The organism is Desulfosporosinus sp. OT, assembly GCF_000224515.1.
In the GTDB taxonomy this organism is placed as follows: Bacteria; Bacillota; Desulfitobacteriia; order Desulfitobacteriales; family Desulfitobacteriaceae; genus Desulfosporosinus.
Genome location: NZ_AGAF01000236.1, coordinates 1 through 22,418, shown reverse-complemented (window position 1 = coordinate 22,418; position 22,418 = coordinate 1). Strand labels below are relative to the sequence as shown.

Genomic DNA, 22,418 nt, shown 5'->3' with positions numbered 1-22,418 from the left:
CCAGTACGAAGTTAAAGAGGAGATCAATAGAATAGGTAGGTGGTAAGATGAAGGAGCCGCTGCCGGGGTTTGTGATGAAGAAGACGGTGTGTATGGGTTTTGTTACTGGTTAAGAGTATAATGTTTAGGATAATACAGATATTTGAATTTAGCGGCGGAGGATTATTGCCATGAAAGTAATTGCTGTCAATGGGAGTCCAAGGAAAAATTGGAATACGGCTACCCTATTACAGAAAGCTCTTGAAGGTGCGAAATCTGTTGGAGCCCAAGCTTTTAAACTAGATAGGAGAAGAAGTTATGATTCATAATGAAGTGCTCGACTGTATCCGTTCGCGGAGAAGTGTACGTAATTTTCATGAACAGCAGATTAAAGAAGAAGAACTGGAAGCCCTGCTGGAAGCCGCTATCTGGGCGCCTAGCGGAAGCAATAGTCAAAGCTGGCTGTTTACCGCAGTTCAGAATCAAGAAGCGCTTGCGAAGATCAACGAATTGTTGAAGGAAGGATTTCAACGTTGGATTCCTGACGATGATTATCCTGGCAAACTCGGAGCTAAAGTCTATGCGCAAAAAAGAGACTGTCATTTTTTCTATCATGCACCGACGCTCATTATTGCTTCTAATCGACCAAATTATGAAAACGCTATGGCAGATTGTGCGCTGGCACTTGAAAATCTTTTCTTAACAGCGCATTCGTTGGAATTGGGCAGCTGTTATATCAACCAGTTGCATTGGCTGCGGAATGACTCCGAATTACGTAAATTTCTTTTTGAGTTGGGAATTCCAAGAGAACATACCATCTGCTCTTCGGCTGCAGTAGGATATATTGCTAAGCAAGCAAGCGTTCCACCGCGCAAGGAGGGTACTATTCATATCATAAAATGAGTATGCATATGCCGCTTATACTTCGACTGCAGCTTATTGGCCGTTGGCATCTCAAAGATAAAAGTTGATTTAAAGGAAAAGACCATTCAGTGAAGTTCTCGCTGAATGGTCTTTTCTTATTTGGGGTTCTATGGTCCATTGAGGTCACGTCTTGGAACTGGTATTGTGACCTTTGTAATAGACAGTGATCGTACCTAAAGGTAGGAGTGTTTTTATACTATGACAGGATTCCCCTTACTTTGCAAAGTTGTTATGAGATGATTAGGTAGAAAAATGTGAAGAAACATGAGGGAGATTATGTGTGATTATGTTTATATCGCACTCCTATTTATTGCATGTGCCTACTTTATCATTCAACAAACAATATTATTTAATAATAGAAAATACAATCCGTACATTTTCGGTAACGGAGATAGAGATGGCAAGCAATTAATTTTAGATATTGTATGGGTTATAGTGCTTAACTTGAGTCTACAGCATATTAATAATCCGCTCATTGTTCAATTGTTTTTGGTGCTTTTTTTTCTGTGTATAAATACATTAAATTATTTGTCTTATGTTAAAATTAGAGACCAAAAGATTATATATCTGACTATCATATTTGATATAATTGTCATTATTCTTATGATATTGATGTTCAAAATTCCAAGCAAAGAGTGAATATATATGGAATGTCCCTTTCTATAGTCTAGAGATACTACACGCTCTAGGTTGTCTTAGGCCGCTTGAATTAATCGCAGGTGGCTTTTCGTATGTTATTAGGAAACAAATAAATTGTTGACTTCGAGTCAACTCTAAGATGTACAATCAAAATATGTTAACAGGAGTTTTTAACATTCTTGAAAGTGGAGATATACAAAAGGAGAAATGCCATGACTTGCAAAGCATGTCTTGCATACTTGGTCAGGATATGACGGCAGATAAATTTTCAAAACGATAAACAGAATAAAATGGAGAGAAGCTGAAAAGATGGAATACGTACAATATGGGAAAACAGGGATGAAAGTATCTAGATTTGGACTTGGTTGCATGCGGTTTCCTTCTGATGAAAAAGAAGCTATTGAAATGGTACGTTACGCTATCGATAATGGAGTGAATTACCTTGATACCGCATTTATTTACAAAGATAGCGAGATCATAACAGGAAAAGCTTTAAAAGATGGCTATAGAAACAAAATTTATTTAGCGACTAAAAGCCCTATTTGGAATATCGAGAAATATAAAGACTTCGAAAAGTATCTAGATGAAGAGTTAATACGACTTGGAACAGATCATATCGATGTGTATCTTCTGCATAATATGAATCATGGTCATTGGGAGAAGGTTAAGAAGTTTGATGGTCTGACTTTCTTAGATAAAATGATTGAAAAGGGGAAAATTGCTCATAAAGCTTTTTCTATTCACAATACCTTAGAGGCATTTAAAGAAATTGTTGACAGCTATGAATGGGAGATGGCTCAAATTCAGCTTAATATATTGGATGTGAAACAACAAGTGGGTCTCGAAGGCCTAACTTATGCTGCAAATAAAGGCTTAGCTACAGTTATAATGGAACCGCTTAGAGGCGGTTATATCCTAAATACTGTTCCAAAGGAAGCACTGTATTTAATTAATCAATATCCTGAAAAGCGTTCTTTGGTAGAATGGTGTTTTAGGTGGCTTTACAACATGCCAGAAGTATCCGTAATTTTGAGCGGTACAAGTACTATCCAGCAATTAAAGGATAATCTGAAAATTTTTGAATATGCAGCCCCAAATGTTATGTCAGAAGAGGACTTGAATTTGATTAAAATGATTCGTGAGGCTTATGAAGCCAAAAAGAGCATTGGCTGTACTGGCTGTAGATACTGTATGCCCTGCCCACAAGGTGTAGCAATTCCTGAAATATTTAAGCTATATAACAGCCAACAGCTTATGAAATCACATGTCATAGACGCAGTTGTATATCAAAGTAATTTGGTACCTGCTGGTACTGGCGCGGATCAATGTGTGTCTTGCGGAATTTGCACAGAAAATTGTCCACAGACTTTAGAAATTCCAAAATTATTGAAAGCGGTTCATACTGAATTAATGAACACTACTTATTCACATTAATTCCCGTTGCTGTCGGCAATATTAAAGAAATGTTAACGCAGTGATTACTGAGTGGTCAACAAAATGGTAATGTGAGGACCATCCGATCGATCGTATTATCGTATAGGAGATCAGATAGGACAGGCTTTCTCAATGGGAATGAAGTTTGAAATTTAAGGAGGATTCCTCATGGCTCATTTACTAGATACATTACAAGCGGGTTCGTTGACCCTGCATAATCGTCTGATTATGCCTCCCATGGCCACTGCCAAGTCCGAAGCGGACGGTGGTGTAAGCAAGGCGGTCCTCGACTATTATCAAGAAAAAACGAACGGCGGCTGTTTCTCGCTCATCATAGTTGAACACAGCTTCATAAGCCCCGAAGGTAAAGCTAGCAAGAATCAACTCTGTGTCGCTAATGATCATCTGGTGGAGGGATTACGGAGTTTAGCCGAGGTTATTCACTGCAATGGTTCAAAGGCTGTGATGCAAATTAATCACGCTGGAAGCGCCACCACTCAGGAAGTCATTGGAGAGATTCCGGTCGCTCCCTCCCCAGTTCCCCATCCTTGGAATGGAAATACCCCTAAAGAGCTTACCAAACAGGAAATAGCCGGTATCGTCCAAGCCTTTCAGGATGCTGCCCGTCGTGTAAAGGAAGCAGGTTTTGACGGAGTGGAGATCCATTCTGCGCACGGCTACCTACTTAACCAATTTTTCTCCCCCTTGAGCAACAAGCGAACCGATGAGTATGGTGGAACTATTCATAATCGCCTTCGCTTCCATCTGCAGGTTATCGCCGCAGTCAAAGCTGTTGTGGGCAACGATTTTCCACTACTCTTACGGTTAGGGTCTTGCGATTATAAGGAAGGCGGAATCACGATTGAAGATAGCCAGATAGCGGCCAAAGAATTCGAGAAAGCTGGCATCACCATTCTCGATATTTCTGGTAGTTTTTTAGGTTATAAATCTCCGGGAATTTCTGAGCAAGGCTATTTCTCCCCTCTGTCTGAAGCGATTAAAAAGGTTGTATCCATCCCAGTAATTCTAACTGGCGGCATTACTGAACCCCTAGCGGCTGAGAAATTGCTGTTAGCAGAAAAAGCTGATCTCATCGGCGTTGGTCGCGCGGTACTTCAGGATTCGCAATGGGCGAAACAGGCAATTGAAACATTGCGATGAGGGGATGCACTGGGTCAAGAACTGCTGTAGGCCATTTCTAAATGGCACAATAATCTCGCTCATAATAAGCGGGATTATTGTGCGTTGCCGGAAATCTGCAGACAAACCTAAGACTCCACCTTGAAAGGACATAACGATTGGGCGAATGAAGTGAAGGGGTAACAGAAATTTGACAGGTGTCTAAACTCCATTCTGAACATCGAAGGATAGAAACAGCAAACTACAGGGAGATAATGTTATAATAGTTTTAAATTTAATGCTTGAAGTGGAGGTCGGAGGAATGTCTTTTACAGTTAGAACTCCGGGTGATGTATATAAATTTGCACTTCCCTTGTATGATTATCTCAGCCAGAATGGGCAAGCCGAAGCGGCTAATGCTCTGGTCAAATTGGTGGACTCCTGTTACCCTCAGAGCACCCAAGCTTTGGATGCGCATCGAAGGGCCTTTAAACAAATCCGGGAAACGGTTCATGACTTGCCATTACAATACCTGCTCGCTCTCGATGATGCTTTAGAAATTTTGTCAAAATAATGGTTGAGAGGAGTTTCAACATTGAACAAATATGTTCTAATTGAGGCTGAAGTAGTGCTCTTGGTTATGATATCCAAGATAGATTAGTTCCTGCGATGAAATACTATTATACCAATAAATTGCAAATATGCAGCTAGCTCACATATGGGTAAGGTTGGAGGAAGATAAAAAAGATGCAGGTAGCATCCGTTAACGTAACTTTTTCCTGCTCGGCCGAGTATTTCGACATGTAGTCTTTCACCTGTTTGCAAAGGGAGTTTGAGGCTGCCAAAGAAGAGATCCCATCCGCCAGGAAAATTGCCGAACTGGAAAATAAGATCAAAACCGTGGAAACTAATTCCTCCGTCATGACGGCTGACGCCCAATTCACCATTCACCGCGATAACATGATCAAAGCATACGATGATCTGCTGAAAATGCTCACCGTATTAGACAGAACGGATCCGGAGACGAAGGGAAAATACAGGGAGACGGTGAGTAAGATTGTTCAAAACATGGCGAATACGCTGAAATTATGGCCTCCCGTTATCAGGACAAATTTATCGATTAATACGACCAATTCCGAGAGGAGTTAAATCCAGCGGTCACCTGCTAGTGATCTTCCCTTCGGAACAGAAGTGATCACTGTGGTTTTAGGTGATACGGTAGAAGTATCAGAGTTCAGACACAAAGGCGTTGTGTCAATGAAATCGCCTTGTTATACGAGAGCCTGGACAGAACATTCAAGGAACTCATTAATCGTCTGAAGAAATAAATTGAGGGATCAGCCGGGGTAGTGGTGGTGGCCAAGTCAAAACCACTTTATTCAATACGTTAATGGACAGATTATTTTTAATCTAAAAGCAAATTTTACAAATAAGCATTATCTAAAGTTCAGTTAAAGTCGCATTCGAGACAACTGGTTGGATTTTAAATTCTAAGAGGATACTATAAATCAGTCCTAGGCTTTAACGGCCTGGGATTTTGTTTTGTACTAGTCAGAAAGTATAACTTCGTTACATACTTTCTGGAAGCATAAGTGCAACTAGGGCAGCCGCCTTCGCCAAGGCTTGGCACTAGCCAAGTTTTCGTTATCAGCAATTAGGTCTAGGTGGAATTCAGAGGATGTGTCATCTTTTGGCTGGCGGTACAGAGAGAGCATTCATTTTGATCGAATCAACTACTTGGCATTTTTCGAAGAAATACTTGACAAAAGCCGCCTACAAATGTAAGCTGAAATTATTACAGGATTACAAATGTAGGCGGGTGAAAAAAATGCAAAACATTCCGCAAATATCCGATGCAGAATGGCTGGTAATGAAAGTATTATGGAATGAGTCTCCTCTCGGTTCCAGTGATGTCATTAAAGAACTGAAGGGTACAACAGACTGGAAACCAAAAACAATTAAGACATTGCTTAGCCGATTGGTTAGCAAAAATGCCGTAGCTTATGACGTTGGAAGCCGCGGATATTCATATTATCCTTTAGTTTCTGAAAACGAATGTGCCAAAGAAGAAGCGAGGTCATTCTTAGGTCGTGTTTATAACGGTTCTCTTAATCTTCTAGTTAAAAACTTTATCGAAAACAAAGAGTTATCGACAGAAGAAATAGAAGAGCTTAAGAAACTCTTAGAAGATAAATAATCCGGAAGGGGGTAATTTTATGGTATTAGGGTTAGTTTTCAATTGGGTTATTAAATCGTCTCTTATGGCTAGTATTTTGGCTGTCCTAATTTTGCTGATAAACTATGCACTGCGAAATAAACTGGCTGCCAAGTGGCAATATGCGATCTGGATGCTGTTGATCATTCGATTACTAATACCTTGCGAAATTCAAAGCCCATGGAGTATTTACAGCTTATTACCCAACAATTCGGTACCAAGTCTAATGGTCAATCAAGCAAATATTTGGAGGACTGATAACGATACTAAAATCGATATATCAGGGAAAGAAATCCAGTTAACGAATGATCAATCCATTCTCAACAAACAAAGCAATACTAAATCGGAAGAACCTATTGCAGAGGATTTGTCTAATATCTACATCTACATATTAGCAATTCTATGGTTAGTCGGGGTTTTAATTTTAGCGATTCTGACAATTGCTACAAACCTTAGATTCTATTTCAAAGTAAGACGAGAACCCTCTGCAACAGACGCAAGGATGTCCAACCTCATTCAAGAGTGCAGCCGCAAACTGGGTATTAGAAAAAACCTTCCCATAATAATCACGAATCGTATAGAAGCACCTTGTCTTTACGGAATATTAAGTCCCAAACTTCTTCTTCCTGAATCCCTAGTCAATAGGCTAACGGAAGAAAATATCCGACATATTTTTATCCATGAACTAACTCATTATAAAAGGAACGATATACTTATTAATTGGCTGGCCGTCGCTGCACAGATAATTCATTGGTTTAATCCCTTAATTTGGTATTCCTTTGCGAAAATGCGTGAAGACTGCGAGTTAGCTTGTGATGCCGATAGCTTAAGTTTTTTAGAGCCTGAAGAGTATCAGAGCTATGGTTTATCCATCATCAGTTTAGTAACCCCTGCTCAATCTTCATGGCTTTCAGGAACAACTGGTTTCTTTGGGAACAAAAACAATCAGCAAATTAAGAGGAGAATCAAAATGATCAAGTTTTTTCAGAAAACCACTTTGAAATGGACTTGGACTGCGATCGTTATAGTCATGTGTTTAGGTTTAGTCGGTTTTACTAACTCAATATCAAAAGCTACTCCTGCAGAGGGAGTTAACCCCCCGAAACAACCGGTTCAGTCTAATCGATTATCTCCTGTAACGGATGGAAGCTTAGATTACAACAAGTCTCTCTCTTTTACCCCCTTACTTCCTAGTTACACCGCAGGATACCAGCTTACAGATTCGTCAGCCTATAAGGAAATTAGCCCTCCAAGCAATAATGTTAGTCGTTACTTAGCTAGATATGGCAGCAGCGAGAAGTTTAAATTTATGGTCCACGAGACAACAAACCCAGAAGGGATGTACCCTCTCTATTTTGCTGAATTTGGTCAAGCACCAAAAACTCAAATCCAAATTGGGGATGTGCCGGCAACACTATATGAGAGCAAATATGCCAGTGCTATTCAATTCATAAAAGATGATATTGAGTACACGGTCGGTGCCCGATATGATGGGGGTATTTCGCTTGATGACTTAAAGAAAATCTGCGAAAGTATAGTTGTTTCAGTGAATAGCCCTCCTACAAACTTTTATATCAATAAAACGGGTCCTACGGCTTCTGAGAGGTTAAGTTTTAAAACCCTTCAACCGGGAGATATCACCATTCCCCAAGGGTATAAATTCCAAGTCGCATCTTCCAAAATATATATCGAAGGAAATAAAAAGTCAGAAGTCTTTGGATTGCTCTATACAGCAGATGCATCAGATTTAGATGTAGAGATAGGTAAGGGAGACCACCCGTTCGGAGAACCGACTCCAGTGTTAACACCAGACGCTGATTTTGATACGAAACAAATTGATGGAACTAAAGTTAAATTGCGGAGAAAAAACAACGTTGCGGGTTTACCAGTTGCTAAGTTTACAATCCCCGAGAATGGTTTGGAATGTATAGTTTATTCGACGGTGCAGGAATCTGAAGTAGAGAAAGTGGTGGAATCAATTTTACAAGCTTATTCAAAGTTGTAACAATGACACATCACTTGGTGAAAAAGTAGTTTTAGTAATAAGTAATAAAAAGCCGGTTTCCTCAAAAGGAAAACCGGCCTTTTATTTCTAGAAGATGTCGTAAGTAATTATGGTTCTAGTAACTGAAGCGCCACCAGTGAGTCATAGGCTTATACAGCCTAGTTTTTTGTTCGATGGGGATGGTTTCATTATGGAAAAAGATTGATAAATAGACTTACGTATGTAATAATAACTACAAATGTAATTGAAATGAGGTGAAATCATGTCGGAGATACCTAAGATTTCAGAGGCTGAGTGGGAAGTAATGAGAATATTTTGGTCCAAGGCCGTTCCATGTACCGCAAATGAAATCGTTGATGCTCTATGGAGCTTTTCGGACTGGAAACCCAATACAGTAAAAACACTCATCACAAGATTGGTGAAAAAAGGTGCTTTGGGGTTTAGAGAAGAACGTAGAATATATTGGTATTATCCACTGATAACCGAAAATAAGTGCATCAGGTCGGAGACTAAATCATTTGTCAAACGGGTTTTTGGGGGAGCAATAAAGCCAATGTTGGTTACCTTCCTGCAGGAGGAGAAACTTTCCCAGGAAGAAATCGAAGAGCTTAAACGTATTCTTGAAGAAAGGAAGTGGTAAAGATGTCCCATATTTTCGGCTTACTTCCTGTATTCGATTGGGTTGTTTGGACCTCTGCCAAAGTTAGTGTCTTCATCATCTTTTTTTTGCTCGTAAAATACCTATTTAGAAACAAGCTGGGAGCAACTGTGAATTACCTGCTATGGTCCATTGTCATTGTGGGTTTACTATTACCTTGGACACCACCAAGTTCGTTTAGCATATACAATTTAGTCGGACTTTCAACACAAAACTCAACTGCAGTAACGATGAGTCCTAATCTTGATCAAAACTTTGGCCAAAATAGTACTATCCCCTCTAAAACCAATGCTACTGATGACAATAATCTTGGTTATGCATTTGGTGAATCAGAACTGCAAAACAAAATAAGCCTGCGGTCCATAGCTGCCACTCCCTTAACACATCAAGGTTTGTTCCTTTTATGGATTTTAGGTATTTTTGCCTTCATTATTTCCACAATTGTTGTGAATAAAAGGTTTTCTCGCTCTATTAAAGGTCAAACCATTAATAATTGGTATTTACTGGCTGGATTAGAAGGCGTAAAAGAAAGACTAAACATAAAGAGAGATATTCCCTTAACTTTAACGCAGGCAGTAAGAACTCCCTCTTTGTTAGGGTTGTTTGAACCGAGATTATTGTTGCCCGTATCCCTTCTAAACCATTTTAGCTCGGAACAGCTTAAGTATGTTTTTGTTCATGAGTTATTGCACTTTAAACACAGGGATATTATTGTAAACTGGCTGGTGCAGGCGCTATTAATTCTACACTGGTTTAACCCCATTATTTGGTACGCCTTTACTAAATTACGAGAAGACCAGGAAATTGCTTGTGATGCAATGACTGTAAAATACTTCGGAGTAAATAGCTCCAAGGACTATGCCGATACCCTCATAAAATTGCTGGAAAGCAATGTCAGGCCCCCCAGAATGGCAAACCTTGCGGGCCTTTCCGGTTCAAAATCGCTGATTAAGCGTAGACTTACCAGCATCAGCAATTTGCGCCAAAGCTCTTTTGCTTTTACGGTAGTCATTGTTGCAATTGTAATTTTAACCGGCTTTGTGACGTTCGCTAATGCTAAAATACTTCCTGCAACAGAGAACATTCGTTTACCTCTGCCTGCATCGACCAAACAAACAGCCGAAGAACAAACCAATCTTCAAGCATCAAACAGTTTGCCAGCCTCAATACAATCGATCAGCATCAGTGATGATTCGTCGGCAGGTAGTTACTGGAGTCCCGATAGTCAAAATGAAGTCTTAGCTCAAGTGTCGTCTTGGTTAAAGACAGCGAAACAATATACGGCAACAGTTCCGAATACGGATTATGTTGATGATGTCGTTCATTACAATATTGGACCATCCGCACTGCATATAACTGGTTCAGAGCAGTTTGAAACCCTGATTTATCCTGCTTGGTACGTCAAAATCGACGGACAGGAAGTCGATGCTGGTTCCATAACCCATAATATACATTACATACAGGATGTAGTCGTCATTATCGAGGCAAGAACCAACTACGTAAGCTATTTAGAATCAGGGCCGCTATATAATTGGTTGAAAAACGGGGAATGGAAGACGGAGTTTAGTCAAAACCCTGCCCTCACTCCTCTTTACCAGACCAACGAGAATGGCCAGACGTATGGTTCAGCTTTTGCTTCCAGCATTATTGGAAACCCACAGCCGGATCTAATTAGTGCCGGAAAGGATGGTACCTCAGGTTACGTAAAATATGAGGACCTCATAGGGCCACAGCCCAAAACACCTGAGGAAGCGATAGCAATGCAAGAAATGGGTGAATTTGAAAAAAGAGAAATTCCGCTGTATGCTGCAGATGGTAAAACAGTTGTTGGTACATTCTAATAATAACCAGGATATTTCTGAGAGTTTGGATAAAAAGCGAGCGTGTTCGGGCGGAGAAACCTGCCAATAAACGTGTAACAAAAAGCCGCCTACTTTCGTTTATTTGGATGAAGGTAGGCACAGAAATTGTGTAATCGTATTGACACTCTTCTAAATTCCTTTAATTAGCCTTTGATGCCAGCAATTCCAGAGGTGGAGCGGTAAGTAAAACCTTGATGAACTCGCATCGGATACACTGGATACACTATGTTATTTCACAATCATCGTATTTTGGTATAGCCTTAATCCCAGCGAAAACGGAGGTCCAATCGTTTGATGCCGGGATGAAAGCTATGAGATAACAGGAGCACTATTGATACTCAAAATTAAACTCGATAGGAGAATAAAATGAATTTGGAAATAAACGAAAAGATAGAGCAAACCCAGCGGGGCATAGCCCGTCTACACAAAATTGATTCCATTCTGAAACAGCTGGAATCGGAACAGGATAATCTTGAAAGCAAAGCGAGTGGGCTAAAAGTCATCTTGGAAAAAGAAAATTATGATGTGGAGAAACTTGAACATAAGAGCGTTAACTCGATTTTCTATTCGATACTGGGTAGTTTGGATGAACACGTTGAGAAGGAACGGAGAGAAGCTCTTGCCGCAAAGCTGAGATACGATCAGGCCGCAAAAGATTTGAAGGATGTTAAATTTCAGATTTTAAAACTGTCCTCTGAACGCTTGGACTATGTCGGTTGTCAAAAGGAATACGACCACCTCTTTGCCCAAAAGAAAGAAGAACTAATGCGAGAAAACGGAGAAACGGCACAAAAGATACTTGAGCTAACAGACAAAGCAAATCTCACAAGAATCGATCTCAAAGAAATAAATGAAGCAATATCAGCGGGAAAAAGAGCGCTTGACAGTCTGGACAGTGTTCTAAGCAGTCTTGAAAGCGCCGAAGGATGGGGGACTTGGGATCTCTTGGGGGGAGGACTTATATCCGATCTGGCAAAACATTCTCATATTGACGATGCCAAAGTGGAAGCAGAGAATTTACAGAGGTTACTGCGCCAATTTAAGACAGAGCTAACCGATATAAGTATCAGCGCAGAAATTGTCATTGAAACAGAAGGGTTTGCGAAATTTGCGGATTTCTTCTTTGATGGGTTAATTGCAGATTGGTTTATGCAATCAAAAATCAGTGAATCTCAGGCAAGCGTTGAGCGAGTGAAAAGTCAGGTTCTGAGTATTGTTGCTAAGCTTGAGCACATGATAGCCCAAGAAAATGCCAATCTAGAAAGGCTTGAAGCAGAAATCGGAGAGCTTATTGTCAAAGCATAGCCACTTTGGGAAATTGTTTTTGACAGAGCTTCCCATCCTCCGTAGATTGGGTTGAAGTTTGGAGTAGCACAAGAACAGGTTTGTGAAATCAAAAAGAAAGTGCTACCGACGAACCCTTAAACGAAAAGGAAAAATTAAAAAGTTAAAAAAGTGAGCAACGTCGCTCAACATAATGTTAAGAGGATGCCACCGCGTCCTCTTAATTCGATAATTGGGTCTTTAGTGAAAGTTATGTTGATATCCTTTTGTTCTCGAAAGAAAGAACATAAGGTTCATTTTATCGGGGCGCAAATGTAACATAATTGCGCTAAACTTGTGATCGTATGTGTACTTTGAATTTCTGCAGAGCATTTTTGCGATTTTCTATTGATCCAGCAGGTATCAATTCCTGACATTAGACCGCCTTTAATATCGGTATTTAAGGAATCCCCGATAATAAGCGCTTCCCTTACATTAAAATCCTTAATATGACTCATCACATAATCAAAGAATGCTTTTGATGGTTTTTGAAATCCAATGCTTTGAGAATCAAATATGTCGTCAAAAAATTCATATAATCCTGCCTGCTTTAATCGCTTTATCTGAGTTTTTGTTATACCATTTGTGATAACAAACAGTCTATGTGTTACAGATAAGCTCTGACACACTTCCAAAGCTCCGTCAATCAACTGATATCCATTACCCAAAAGTTCTCGATATTGATTTTCCCATTCCATACCATCCACAATTTTGTCCAATTTCAACATTGTTTCTGAAAACCTTGAGTTTAATACCTCATCTAATGCAACATTTCCATTTTCATAATCAGTCCACAGTTGTTTGTTTACGGAATCATATACTCGGAAAAGTTCATCTGAAAAAGTATATCCATTTTGGTGAAATAATTTGTTTAAAGAATCAATTTCGTTTGCACCGAAATCTAATAATGTATCATCTAAATCAAATAGTAATATTTTATAACTCATTTTCGCTCCCCACAAAATATAAATTATTAGTAGATCATGAATCCTATTAAAACGAAATAGCATCAAGTATTGCCCTGAAAAATCCGCGCATGAAATGGTTCGTATACAGCTAACTTTATATGTCTTCATCATTATAGCATGGATTTTATCCTACTTGCGATATCTGTCGCTATCACAAGTACCTGATCATTTTTCAGTGAACTTCACAAAATTATATACCCATTAGGCTAAGTGTGTCCTGAAAGGACGGCTGCACAAAGAAAAGAATGGTGTCGCAGTCGGACGTGCTTTGCAAGAGATGGGGGGAGGCCCCCCGGAATCGGCATGCAGGTGCAGGTTTCAAACCACCATAGGGTGCTGCAACTAAAAGTTGTGGTGCTGAGCGCGTATGGAAAAGGCTGCAGTAGCAGTCAGGTGTGCATCGTGAAGCTGAACGAAAGTGAATAGCCCGTGAAGCGTCGTTAATGGGTTTGTTGCAGTCAAAACCAGATGATTTAGCCACAACTGGGACAAAATCCGGTGGGTTCCTGCTTATTGACCGGATGGCTGTCGGCGTAAAGGCTACAGGAGCACGATATAGGCTCTTATAAGGAACAGGAGAAAGCTAGACCTTGAGGATAAGCGAAAAATCCAAGCGCTGACACCACAAGGATGAAAGTAGCGATGCGAGGTTTAGTTTCGGAAGAATTCGTAGTAGTGAGGAAACTGCTGTAATGGCAGTGGAGCGAAGGGATTCTGTTATCTGCACTTCGGAAATTGAACAACCAGAAATGGGAGGATTTGATGAAAGAAGGAAAGTCGTTTGAGATTTCAAAACATCAAGTGATGGAAGCGTACAGATGCGTAAAAGCGAATCGTGGCGTAGGTGGCACTGATGGAGTAGACTTCACTGAATTTGAAAAAGAAGTGAAAAACAACCTATACAAAATCTGGAACAGGATGTCAGCAGGATGCTATTTTCCCGAAGTGTGTAGGTTTGACAATTACATTTCCCCATAATATGATAATCATGCCGCATTTGGATGGGTTTGTAAATTAGTTGGTCGTTGGTTAATGTTTTTTATATTAGGGTTGAAGATAACTAAAATAGGAGTAGAAACATTGAAAAATGTTATCAATATTTATCAAAGAGATCTAAAAAGTATCCTTGCGAATCCGGTTGCACTCATAATTATTGCTGGAATATGCCTTCTACCTTCTTTATACGCTTGGATAAATATTTTTGCGTGTTGGGATCCTTACGGGAATACCAGTACAATTCCGGTGGCAGTGGTAAATCAGGATAAAGGTACTGTTTATCTAGATAAAACAATTAATATGGGAAACTCTATTGTGGATAAGTTAAAAACCAATCAGCAGATTGGCTGGAAGTTTGTAGATGAGAAGAAAGCTGATTTGGGGGTAGTTGACGGTACATATTTTGCGGTGATCGTGATTCCCAGTGATTTTTCGGCGAGCTTTGCCAGTGTGTTAACAAATAGCCCCAAGAAACCGGAGATTATTTACAAAGTGGATACCAAGGATAACCCTGTTGCTACCAAAATCACTGAGACGGCAAAAAATTCACTCGTGGATCAGATATCTTCAAGTTTTATCGCTACAGTCAATGAAACCCTCTTTGCTACGTTTAATAAAGTTGGCCAAGATGCTGAAGCGAATAAAAACCAACTCATTCAATGGAAAGACGAGATCATCCAAGTTAATAGAAATATGGATTTGATTTTAAACAGCCTGCAAGATATTAACAGTCGATCCAGTAACTTAAGCTCTTTGCTCATAGAATTGAATGCCACTATGCCTAGTGTGGGAAGTCAATTAAGTACAATTGGCCAGTTCAATGAAAATAATGCGAATATGATTAAGACGACACAGCAAACCCTCACCCAGTCCTTTAATAATATAGAGACCAATTTAAATAATGTTCAAGCCTCTGTTATAAGAATTCATGATTTATTAAACGGTATAAATTCCTCAAATACTTCAGTTGCCCAAGCAAATTCCAACCTGGATCAGGTCAATAGGATCGTTAATGCTCTTAATGACCAACTTAGTATCAACCTTAAATACTTACAGCAATTGAACAATGCTATACCCAGCGCTCAGGTAGCTAAGCTGATAGCTTCTTTACAAAGCATACAAAGTTCCTTAGCTGATGAATCGAATAAACTCTCTTCATTACAAGAGCAGTTGAACAGTGCTCATACTATCAATCAGACTATGTTGGACCAAATAAACAATGATATGACAAATATGAACCTACAGATTATCGATGCCACAAAGTTATATAATAGCAGCGCCAGAAATAGTTTGAATGAGATTAGCAATAACTTAATCACAGCTACAAGTGAAGCGGCGAATCTAATTTCTTCGGCCCAGGGCCTGCAAGGTCAAATCGATAGTTTAATGTCAACTGCGATTGAAGGAAGTCAACTGTCTGCCAAAGTATCCGGTGATTTAAGGAACCGATTACTTGAATATAAGGATATTATCGCCAGGCTAAGTGATAAACTCCAGATGATTAGTAATAATGATTTGGCTCAAATTATAACTATACTCCAGAGTAATCCTGAATTGATGGGGAGTTTTGTGTCCTCACCTTTCAATCTGCGGGAGGAGCCTATCTATGTGGTACCAAACTATGGATCAGCCATGGCTCCGGTTTATTCAGTGCTGGCACTTTGGGTTGGAACCCTTATCATGACATCGTTGCTTAAGACGGAGGTGCCTAATTTTCAGGGAAGTGAAACCTATACGATACGTGAGAGACATTTCGGAAAGATGTTAACCTTTATCACGCTGGCTCTTATCCAGGGATTGATTATTGTGCTGGGAGATAAACTGTTATTAGGGGTTTATTCAGTTAATACCCCCTTGCTGATTGTCGCAGCTTTGGTTTCGTCTTTAACCTTTGCTGTTATTACTTATACCTTGGTTTCGCTCTTGGGCAATTTTGGCAAGGCCTTGGCCATCGTTTATATGATTATGCAATTGGCGGGAAGCGGTGGGACTTATCCCATAGAAGTTGATCCGCTGATTTTGAGAATACTTCAGCCAACATTTCCCTTTACCTATGCTATTTCCGCTTTTAGGGAGGCAATTGCCGGACCGTTGATAAGTAAGGTCATTTTAGACTTTTTTATGCTGCTGTTATTTGCGGCGATTTTTGTCTTAGCAGGCTACTTCCTAAAAAAACCCCTCTATGAGCGAGTTCATAGATTTGAAACCAACTTTAAGTTATCGGGAATCGGAGAATAAGAAACACTTTTGCTAGATTACAAGGAGACGGGAATGAAGAAGGTTTTAGGAGTCTTTCTCCAGGATCTAAAAAGCATTGCGAAGAGTAAGGCGGCTATTCTAATTGTTATCGGGCTATGTATTTTGCCATCCTTATACGCTTGGATAAATATCAAAGCAAGTTGGAATCCTTATGCTAATACCGGAAATCTCCCGATTGCTGTCGCTAACAATGATGAGGGAGTAGCTTATAATGGCCAAGAAATTAATGTTGGGAATCAAATTATTGAAGAACTTAAGAAAAATAAAGACATCGCTTGGATCTTTATCGATTCCTGGCAAGGAAACTATGGATTAAATGAAGGAAAATATTATGCTTTAATTGAGATCCCTAATGACTTTTCTAGAAATATTGTTAGTCTAACCACGGAAAATCCGAATAAACCGGATATTGTCTACAGGGTCAACGAAAAACTGAATGCCATAGCTTCCAAAATAATGAATGCAGCAACCTTAGAATTAGCCGCTAACGTGAAGAGTAATTTTGTGGCTGTGGTTACTAAAGAAGTTTTAAAAGCTTTAAAACCAGTTGGTGGAACCCTGCAGAGTGACAAGGCAAAGATTCTTGATTTAAGAGATACAGTGACCCAGGCCACTAAGAACATCAAAGATATCCAAGGATTCATCACCAAGGCTAATTCAAATGCCGAAGCTTTACAAAGCTACTTAAATAGTGTCAAAAACACCCTGCCCAAACTAAATGAGCAAATAAACAGCTTGCAAAATGTTACGCAAGCCAATAAATCTCTAATTTTAGCAACTAAGCAATCCATCAACACCATAGAATCAAATATTAATAATGACTTGATCCAACTCCAAACAATCAATCAACAATCCCAGACCCTGTTATCGGCTCTAAAGTCGATGAGTGCGGCTTCCAGTACGAGCGATTTGGTCAGCATCATCAATCAGATGTCTGCCCCTTTAAGCAGCGCTGCTAATCTCATCGACGCAGATATTAAAAGCTTAGAACTGCTCAATCAGAGTCAGCCTAATAACGCATTCACGCAGCTTATAAGCCTGCTTGATGATCTCAAAGGGTTAATCACTGCTGAAGAGACAAAGGTAAATGGGTTAAAAACATTGCTGGATAACGGTGCTTCAAGAGAGTCTATAGGTTCGGCGATCGACCAAATTTCTGCGCTTAACAATCAAGTTTCTGATGGTCTTTCCAAAATATTTAATAATTTTTATACTGTTAGTTCGGGTGTATTAAATAATTTGTCCAATAACATGACAGGAAGTATGGATAATTCCGATGCGATCTTGGAATCGACAAGAATCATCATACCCCAATTAAATGCCTTGGCTAATTATGGAATTTCCAGCAGTAAACTATCTGTCAACGAAGCTAATAATTTAGGTAATCAATTATCCGCCCTTCAAAATGGATTAAATGAATTAAGCGTCAAACTGCAAAATTTAAATGAAAAAAACCTTGATAACATCATTAATCTTATGGAAATGAATCCAGGAAAGGTGTCTGATTTTCTCTCCTCACCCATCAACGTCAAAGAAATCGATATTTACAATATGGGGATCTTCGGAGTAGGTTTAACTCCGTTTTATACTGTTTTGGCAATTTGGGTAGGAGGATTGTTGCTATCCTCACTGCTGAGCGTGGAACATACTGCCTTAGAGGATGTCAGGAACCAAAAGCTGACCATAATGCAGGCGAATTATGGGAAAATGTTGCTGTTTCTGGCGATGTCTATCATTCAAGCTATCATTGTAACCTTAGGTGATAAATATATCTTAGGTGTTAACCCTGCTAATATGCCTTTGATGCTGGGATTTGCTATACTTTCGGGTATCTGCTTTACAACCATTATATTTACCTTAGTGTCTATCTTTGGCAACGTTGGCAAGGCTATTGTCGTGGTGATCATGGTTTTTCAAATCGCAGGTTCGGGTGGAATTTATCCTATTCAAACAAACCCAAGAATCTTTGGTATACTACAACCCCTGTGGCCATTTACATACGCTATTGGAGGATTCCGTGAAGCTATAGCGGGTCCGATTTGGAGTAATGTTATAAAATATTCAATCGCTCTGCTTCTTTTCATCTGCGTATTTCTGTTCTTGGCCATCTTAAAGAAGCCTTTCCATAAACTGACGGCGTATATGGAGCAAAAATTCAAAGAATCTGGTTTATAGCGTCTAAGCGTTAATATGAAACTCACGAATCAGAATATTTTTATGAGTTAATGGATTCATTTGTTGAATTGCGTATAAGCCAGAAAAGCGGTTCGAGGTTTTTCGAATCCATTTTTTGAATTCTCTAAAATAACACAGAAAGATAAAAATACAGGTATAGTTGTTAATTATTGGCGTATTTCTTTAGTTATAACATTTTCCGACATGCATATTTTTCATTAGGCACAATAAATAACCGGCTAAAGTTACAAACTAACCTAAGCCGGATTTTAAAATATAATTCTAATCTATTGGGATTACATATGTTCTTATTGTATTGAATCCCATTAGCTTTTCAAAAACATCACGTTCTATTTCACTAAAATTTTCGGTCATTTTATTATGCCATTCATTTTTTATCTCTAATATTTTGGGGTATATAGCAACAGCCTTATCCGTTGGAAAAATACTAAATGCACGCCTATCATTTGGATTAATGTTTTTAGTGATAAATCCTTCGGTTTCTAGTTGAGATACTATTTTTGCTACGGTCTCTTATCAATAATCAATCGTTGAGATAATTCATCCTGTGTTTGAGCTACATTCTCACAAATACAGATGATAAACATAAACTGTCCACTGCTAATACCTAATTCTTTAAGCTTTTCTGTATAAAACAGAACTAGTGGTGGGAATGTGTTGTTTGCTGATTTTTAAAGTCACTATGATTCAATATAGTTTAAAATAAAATAAGCTCAGGGACAACGGTTTCATTCCGTTTTGTGCCTGAGCGAAGCGAAAGGCATGGTTATAGTAATGAAAAATCGAGCACAGCGCATCATCGGTGGCTGCCCGCTCACATTTGGCGAGGGGAACATTAAGGGACGAATCAAGAATGTGCTGAATTTCAAAAGGCCCGTAGCATGGGTACTGATCATTTCGGTATTGGCAGTCATCCTCTCGTCTGTATGCCTGTTGACGAATCCTGCGCAGAAGCTGGAGTTGGAGTTGGAGCTCCCCGATGCGACCTCTGTGCTTTCCATGGAGATGGAACAGATTAACGAGGGCACGAATATTGGTCGTACGACGGTGACAGACAGCGAGGACATCAAAACCGTTCTGTCCGCTCTTTCCGGGGCCAGAAAAACTCTGACGCAATCTGTAAACGATAATCCTACACAGGAGAATTACCTTGTTGTCAAGCTGGTTCTGGAAAGGGAGGAGAAGACGCTATGTCTGTATACGCAGTGGAACGGGTACTACGTCGAGGAGCCTTATATTGGGGTATATAAATACAAGAGCGACAGGGAAACAAATGTAGCGATTCACAAAATTTATAACGACAGACTCTCAGCGGCAACTAGTTCGCTGGAGCCGTTGACATTGGACGACGTCCGGGAATTGGCGCGAAAAGGCGACAATTTGGTCTTTGGGGATTTCAAGGATTTCAAAGGCGCGGACTTCAGCTCCAATTTCAATTACCGCATCATGGGCTGCAGTGTTGAAGGCGGCTTCCGACTGATTGTTCGCACAGACGGCAAGCAGATTGACAGCGCGAATCTTGAAAGCATTTGGGAAAGTGGCGGCAGCGGCATCGATATCCGATATAGCGATGTTGACGAATTCATAAAGGGGCACCCTTCGTCAGAGGCGCTCACGTCCGATAAGGCGAGGACTGTCGCGGAAAGTAGTTCCTCGGGACGGAAGAATATCGAAAAAGGAACATCGCGCGAGATGGTCTTACAAATCATGGGTGAACCTAATTTTACGTTATCGGGGCTTCATGGCGACGGTTATGTGCTCGAAGACGGGTCTACAGTAGTATTTTACTATGGTGCCGACGAGTTGGTGTATGAGATTAAGAGATCAGACGAACCGTGGAAACTTTTAGGCAATGCTGATATTAATAGGGACGGTCTGAAGGAATCTATTTATCTTGATCAATCACAACGAGACAATGGATTCGTCACGCTTCACATTGATGACAGTAGCGGCAAAGCTCTATGGAGCGAGGAGGCCAACACTTCGCATGTGGGCTGGACTTCACTTTTCCTCTGCGAACAGGGCGGAGAAGATTATCTTTTGCGATATCTCCCAGGCATGTGGCAGGGTTATTGTACCTATACCTATACCCTTTTCACTCTGGAGGGCGGCGTCGAGCATGTCGTTCGCAGTAATACAATCGGGTTTGACGTAAACGGCGTTAATAAACTGGACGCGCCCAAAATGATCGCCTTTGCGAAGGAAGTGAATGCGTTGCTCGGACAGAGTACCCTTCTCCTGAGCAGCGAAGGAGGAGAATATTCCTTTGGCCCGTCGTCAGCTGACCGGTTCTTTGAAAGATATTCATGGCTGGATGATACGCCGGTGCTTTATGCAGTCGGTGACGACCTTAAGACACACTTGGTCAAATACAGCGAGTATGCAGTTTCAAATCATCGATGAAAGAATAGAAGAATACTTTGATTCAAAAAGCCATGACGAGGGGAAGTCCTAAAGATACTGAAGCAGGAAGGTTGGGTAGAGGAAAGGTCACATTACCGAACCATAAGGGCGACATTCCAATAGGCACACTTAACAGCATATGGAAGCAGGCGAGGTTAAAATAAACCCGCACCCTGCTCTTAAATAAATAATCTTTAAAGGAGCTTGCTGAAAAACAAGGAGTGAACTTTTCACAGATCACCCAGGCAGCCATTAAGGACCTTGGAGTGGATAGACCTTAAAATTAATGCTTGCCAAAGCGAAAGGGGTTTGCAGAACGACAAATTCCGCCGATTCAGACGGATTTTAATGCCTAACTTCGGGAAATATAAACCCATGCCTAAAAATGTTAAATAAGGGAATGGGTATTCGAGTGCCCTCCTGATGCCGAAATACGGTTGCAGGAGGGTCTCATTATTATAAAGGATAGTTTTGGTAATTAATGAAGGGGGTGATAGAAGTTTGGCTATGGAATGAGGCCGTCATCCGACACAGGGCAGGGCGCGGTGCCCTTCAAGTTGATAGCAAAGTGTATGTGATTGAACTCTTGATTTAGAGTTAACTCTATATCCGTCAGTGGTAGACTCTTATCAGAAAGACTAAAGGAACATGAAAACAAGGGCATAGTACAAAGACATGTGTACCCAGAAACCCCAGTCCGTGTGGAATATGAACTAACACCCAAAGGGAAAGAAGCTGGCCCAATAATTCAAGAAATTTCTAATTCGTCATCGAAATGGTTTAGCGAAAAATGTAAAAACAAGTCCGTATAGGTAATTACCAGCACTTGACTAAACCGCTATCGCGGTGGTTAAGCCCCGTTGAAGTGGAATAGGATTTCGTTAACACAATGCCAAAAGCAAGTGATAATTAATACTTTAAAATTGGTATCTTTTAAAGGATTTTTGTTTTAGTATCGAATAACTGATTGTATATTAAATTCCTCGTTTAACATTCTTACGTAAAAATATACACACAAAGATAAACTTAAGGATCTCATTGACACTGGTGTACCTGCATCCCTCGTTATTGTAGAGAACCTGGATGCATATCAAAGTGCAATTTCTACAGCAGCAGACTACGAACTTGACTGCTGGGACAAAATTCTGCAAATGGTAATTGACGTAAACTTTGCCCAAGCGGCAGTATAAGAATATAAATTGCTATAGAAATATGCGCAATTTAGAGGTCGTAGCAAAAATTGGCACAAAAAGTCGCCTAAACCATTGGTTTCAGGCGACTTTTAGCTATATATAGTTGACCCTTCTGCCGGTTACGGAGTTACCAAGTATTTGCAAGGTCACTGTAACTATTGGAGAAAGCATGATACATGATTTTAACATCCACCACCAGCCCGTTTGTATAGCAATTGTTAATACATACACATATTAGTTCTTAA

General features: G+C 40.0%; 17 protein-coding genes and 1 pseudogene. 17 read left to right on the top strand and 1 reads right to left on the bottom strand.

Translation table 11 applies throughout. The features are described from left to right. Window positions 1–170: 170 nt before the first annotated feature. The 11 genes and pseudogenes from DOT_RS32110 to DOT_RS22155 form a co-directional block, all read left to right on the top strand. A pseudogene (locus DOT_RS32110) lies at window positions 171–269 on the top strand (NAD(P)H-dependent oxidoreductase); the annotation flags it as partial. A gap of 28 nt (window positions 270–297) precedes the next feature. Then, window positions 298–882: a nitroreductase family protein gene (locus tag DOT_RS22205; protein WP_009623747.1), complete on the top strand. Its 585-nt coding sequence runs from the start codon at window positions 298–300 to the stop codon at window positions 880–882. 969 nt (window positions 883–1,851) lie between these two features. Continuing rightward, on the top strand, window positions 1,852–2,976 hold the full coding sequence (locus DOT_RS22195) for an aldo/keto reductase (protein WP_009623745.1): 1,125 nt from the start codon (window positions 1,852–1,854) through the stop codon (window positions 2,974–2,976). A gap of 168 nt (window positions 2,977–3,144) precedes the next feature. After that, window positions 3,145–4,137, top strand: coding sequence for an NADH:flavin oxidoreductase (locus DOT_RS22190; RefSeq protein WP_009623744.1), 993 nt, complete (start codon window positions 3,145–3,147; stop codon window positions 4,135–4,137). 256 nt (window positions 4,138–4,393) lie between these two features. Continuing rightward, window positions 4,394–4,669, top strand: coding sequence for a hypothetical protein (locus tag DOT_RS22185; RefSeq protein WP_009623743.1), 276 nt, complete (start codon window positions 4,394–4,396; stop codon window positions 4,667–4,669). Between the two features lie 245 nt (window positions 4,670–4,914). Beyond that, on the top strand, window positions 4,915–5,244 hold the full coding sequence (locus DOT_RS22180; RefSeq protein ID WP_009623742.1) for a hypothetical protein: 330 nt from the start codon (window positions 4,915–4,917) through the stop codon (window positions 5,242–5,244). A gap of 541 nt (window positions 5,245–5,785) precedes the next feature. Then, complete coding sequence (locus DOT_RS22175) at window positions 5,786–6,292, top strand: BlaI/MecI/CopY family transcriptional regulator (protein WP_348982166.1); 507 nt, start codon at window positions 5,786–5,788, stop codon at window positions 6,290–6,292. A 19-nt stretch (window positions 6,293–6,311) separates the two neighbouring features. Next, on the top strand, window positions 6,312–8,315 hold the full coding sequence (locus tag DOT_RS22170) for a M56 family metallopeptidase (protein WP_009623740.1): 2,004 nt from the start codon (window positions 6,312–6,314) through the stop codon (window positions 8,313–8,315). 262 nt (window positions 8,316–8,577) lie between these two features. Beyond that, window positions 8,578–8,955 (top strand): BlaI/MecI/CopY family transcriptional regulator, encoded by a 378-nt coding sequence (locus DOT_RS22165; protein ID WP_009623739.1) that lies wholly within the window; start codon window positions 8,578–8,580, stop codon window positions 8,953–8,955. A gap of 2 nt (window positions 8,956–8,957) precedes the next feature. Next, window positions 8,958–10,814 (top strand): blaR1 peptidase M56 family protein, encoded by a 1,857-nt coding sequence (locus DOT_RS27975; protein WP_009623738.1) that lies wholly within the window; start codon window positions 8,958–8,960, stop codon window positions 10,812–10,814. Window positions 10,815–11,201: 387 nt separating this feature from the next. Continuing rightward, the gene (locus DOT_RS22155) at window positions 11,202–12,140 is read left to right on the top strand and encodes a hypothetical protein (protein WP_009623737.1); all 939 of its coding nucleotides are present in this window, start codon (window positions 11,202–11,204) and stop codon (window positions 12,138–12,140) included. A 272-nt stretch (window positions 12,141–12,412) separates the two neighbouring features. Here the strand turns inward: DOT_RS22155 and DOT_RS22150 are convergent, their stop codons facing one another. Further along, window positions 12,413–13,105 carry a YjjG family noncanonical pyrimidine nucleotidase gene (locus DOT_RS22150; RefSeq protein WP_040413199.1) on the bottom strand — a complete coding sequence of 231 codons (693 nt, stop codon included), beginning with the start codon at window positions 13,103–13,105 and terminating at the stop codon, window positions 12,413–12,415. 783 nt (window positions 13,106–13,888) lie between these two features. Here DOT_RS22150 and DOT_RS22145 point away from each other — a divergent pair. The 6 genes from DOT_RS22145 (at window position 13,889) to DOT_RS29090 (ending at window position 21,792) form a co-directional block, all read left to right on the top strand. Then, window positions 13,889–14,104, top strand: coding sequence for a hypothetical protein (locus DOT_RS22145; protein WP_009623734.1), 216 nt, complete (start codon window positions 13,889–13,891; stop codon window positions 14,102–14,104). A gap of 54 nt (window positions 14,105–14,158) precedes the next feature. Beyond that, a complete protein-coding gene (locus DOT_RS22140; protein ID WP_192807834.1) occupies window positions 14,159–16,360 on the top strand; it encodes a YhgE/Pip domain-containing protein in 2,202 nt (733 codons plus the stop codon). Window positions 16,361–16,393: 33 nt separating this feature from the next. Continuing rightward, window positions 16,394–18,556, top strand: a complete 2,163-nt coding sequence (locus tag DOT_RS22135) for a YhgE/Pip domain-containing protein (protein WP_009623732.1) — start codon at window positions 16,394–16,396, stop codon at window positions 18,554–18,556. A 795-nt stretch (window positions 18,557–19,351) separates the two neighbouring features. After that, window positions 19,352–20,980 carry a DUF5301 domain-containing protein gene (locus DOT_RS27970; RefSeq protein ID WP_083824248.1) on the top strand — a complete coding sequence of 543 codons (1,629 nt, stop codon included), beginning with the start codon at window positions 19,352–19,354 and terminating at the stop codon, window positions 20,978–20,980. A 32-nt stretch (window positions 20,981–21,012) separates the two neighbouring features. After that, a complete protein-coding gene (locus tag DOT_RS29960) occupies window positions 21,013–21,144 on the top strand; it encodes a type II toxin-antitoxin system HicA family toxin (protein WP_139024276.1) in 132 nt (43 codons plus the stop codon). Between the two features lie 441 nt (window positions 21,145–21,585). Continuing rightward, complete coding sequence (locus DOT_RS29090) at window positions 21,586–21,792, top strand: winged helix-turn-helix transcriptional regulator (RefSeq protein WP_083824246.1); 207 nt, start codon at window positions 21,586–21,588, stop codon at window positions 21,790–21,792. Window positions 21,793–22,418 lie beyond the last annotated feature (626 nt).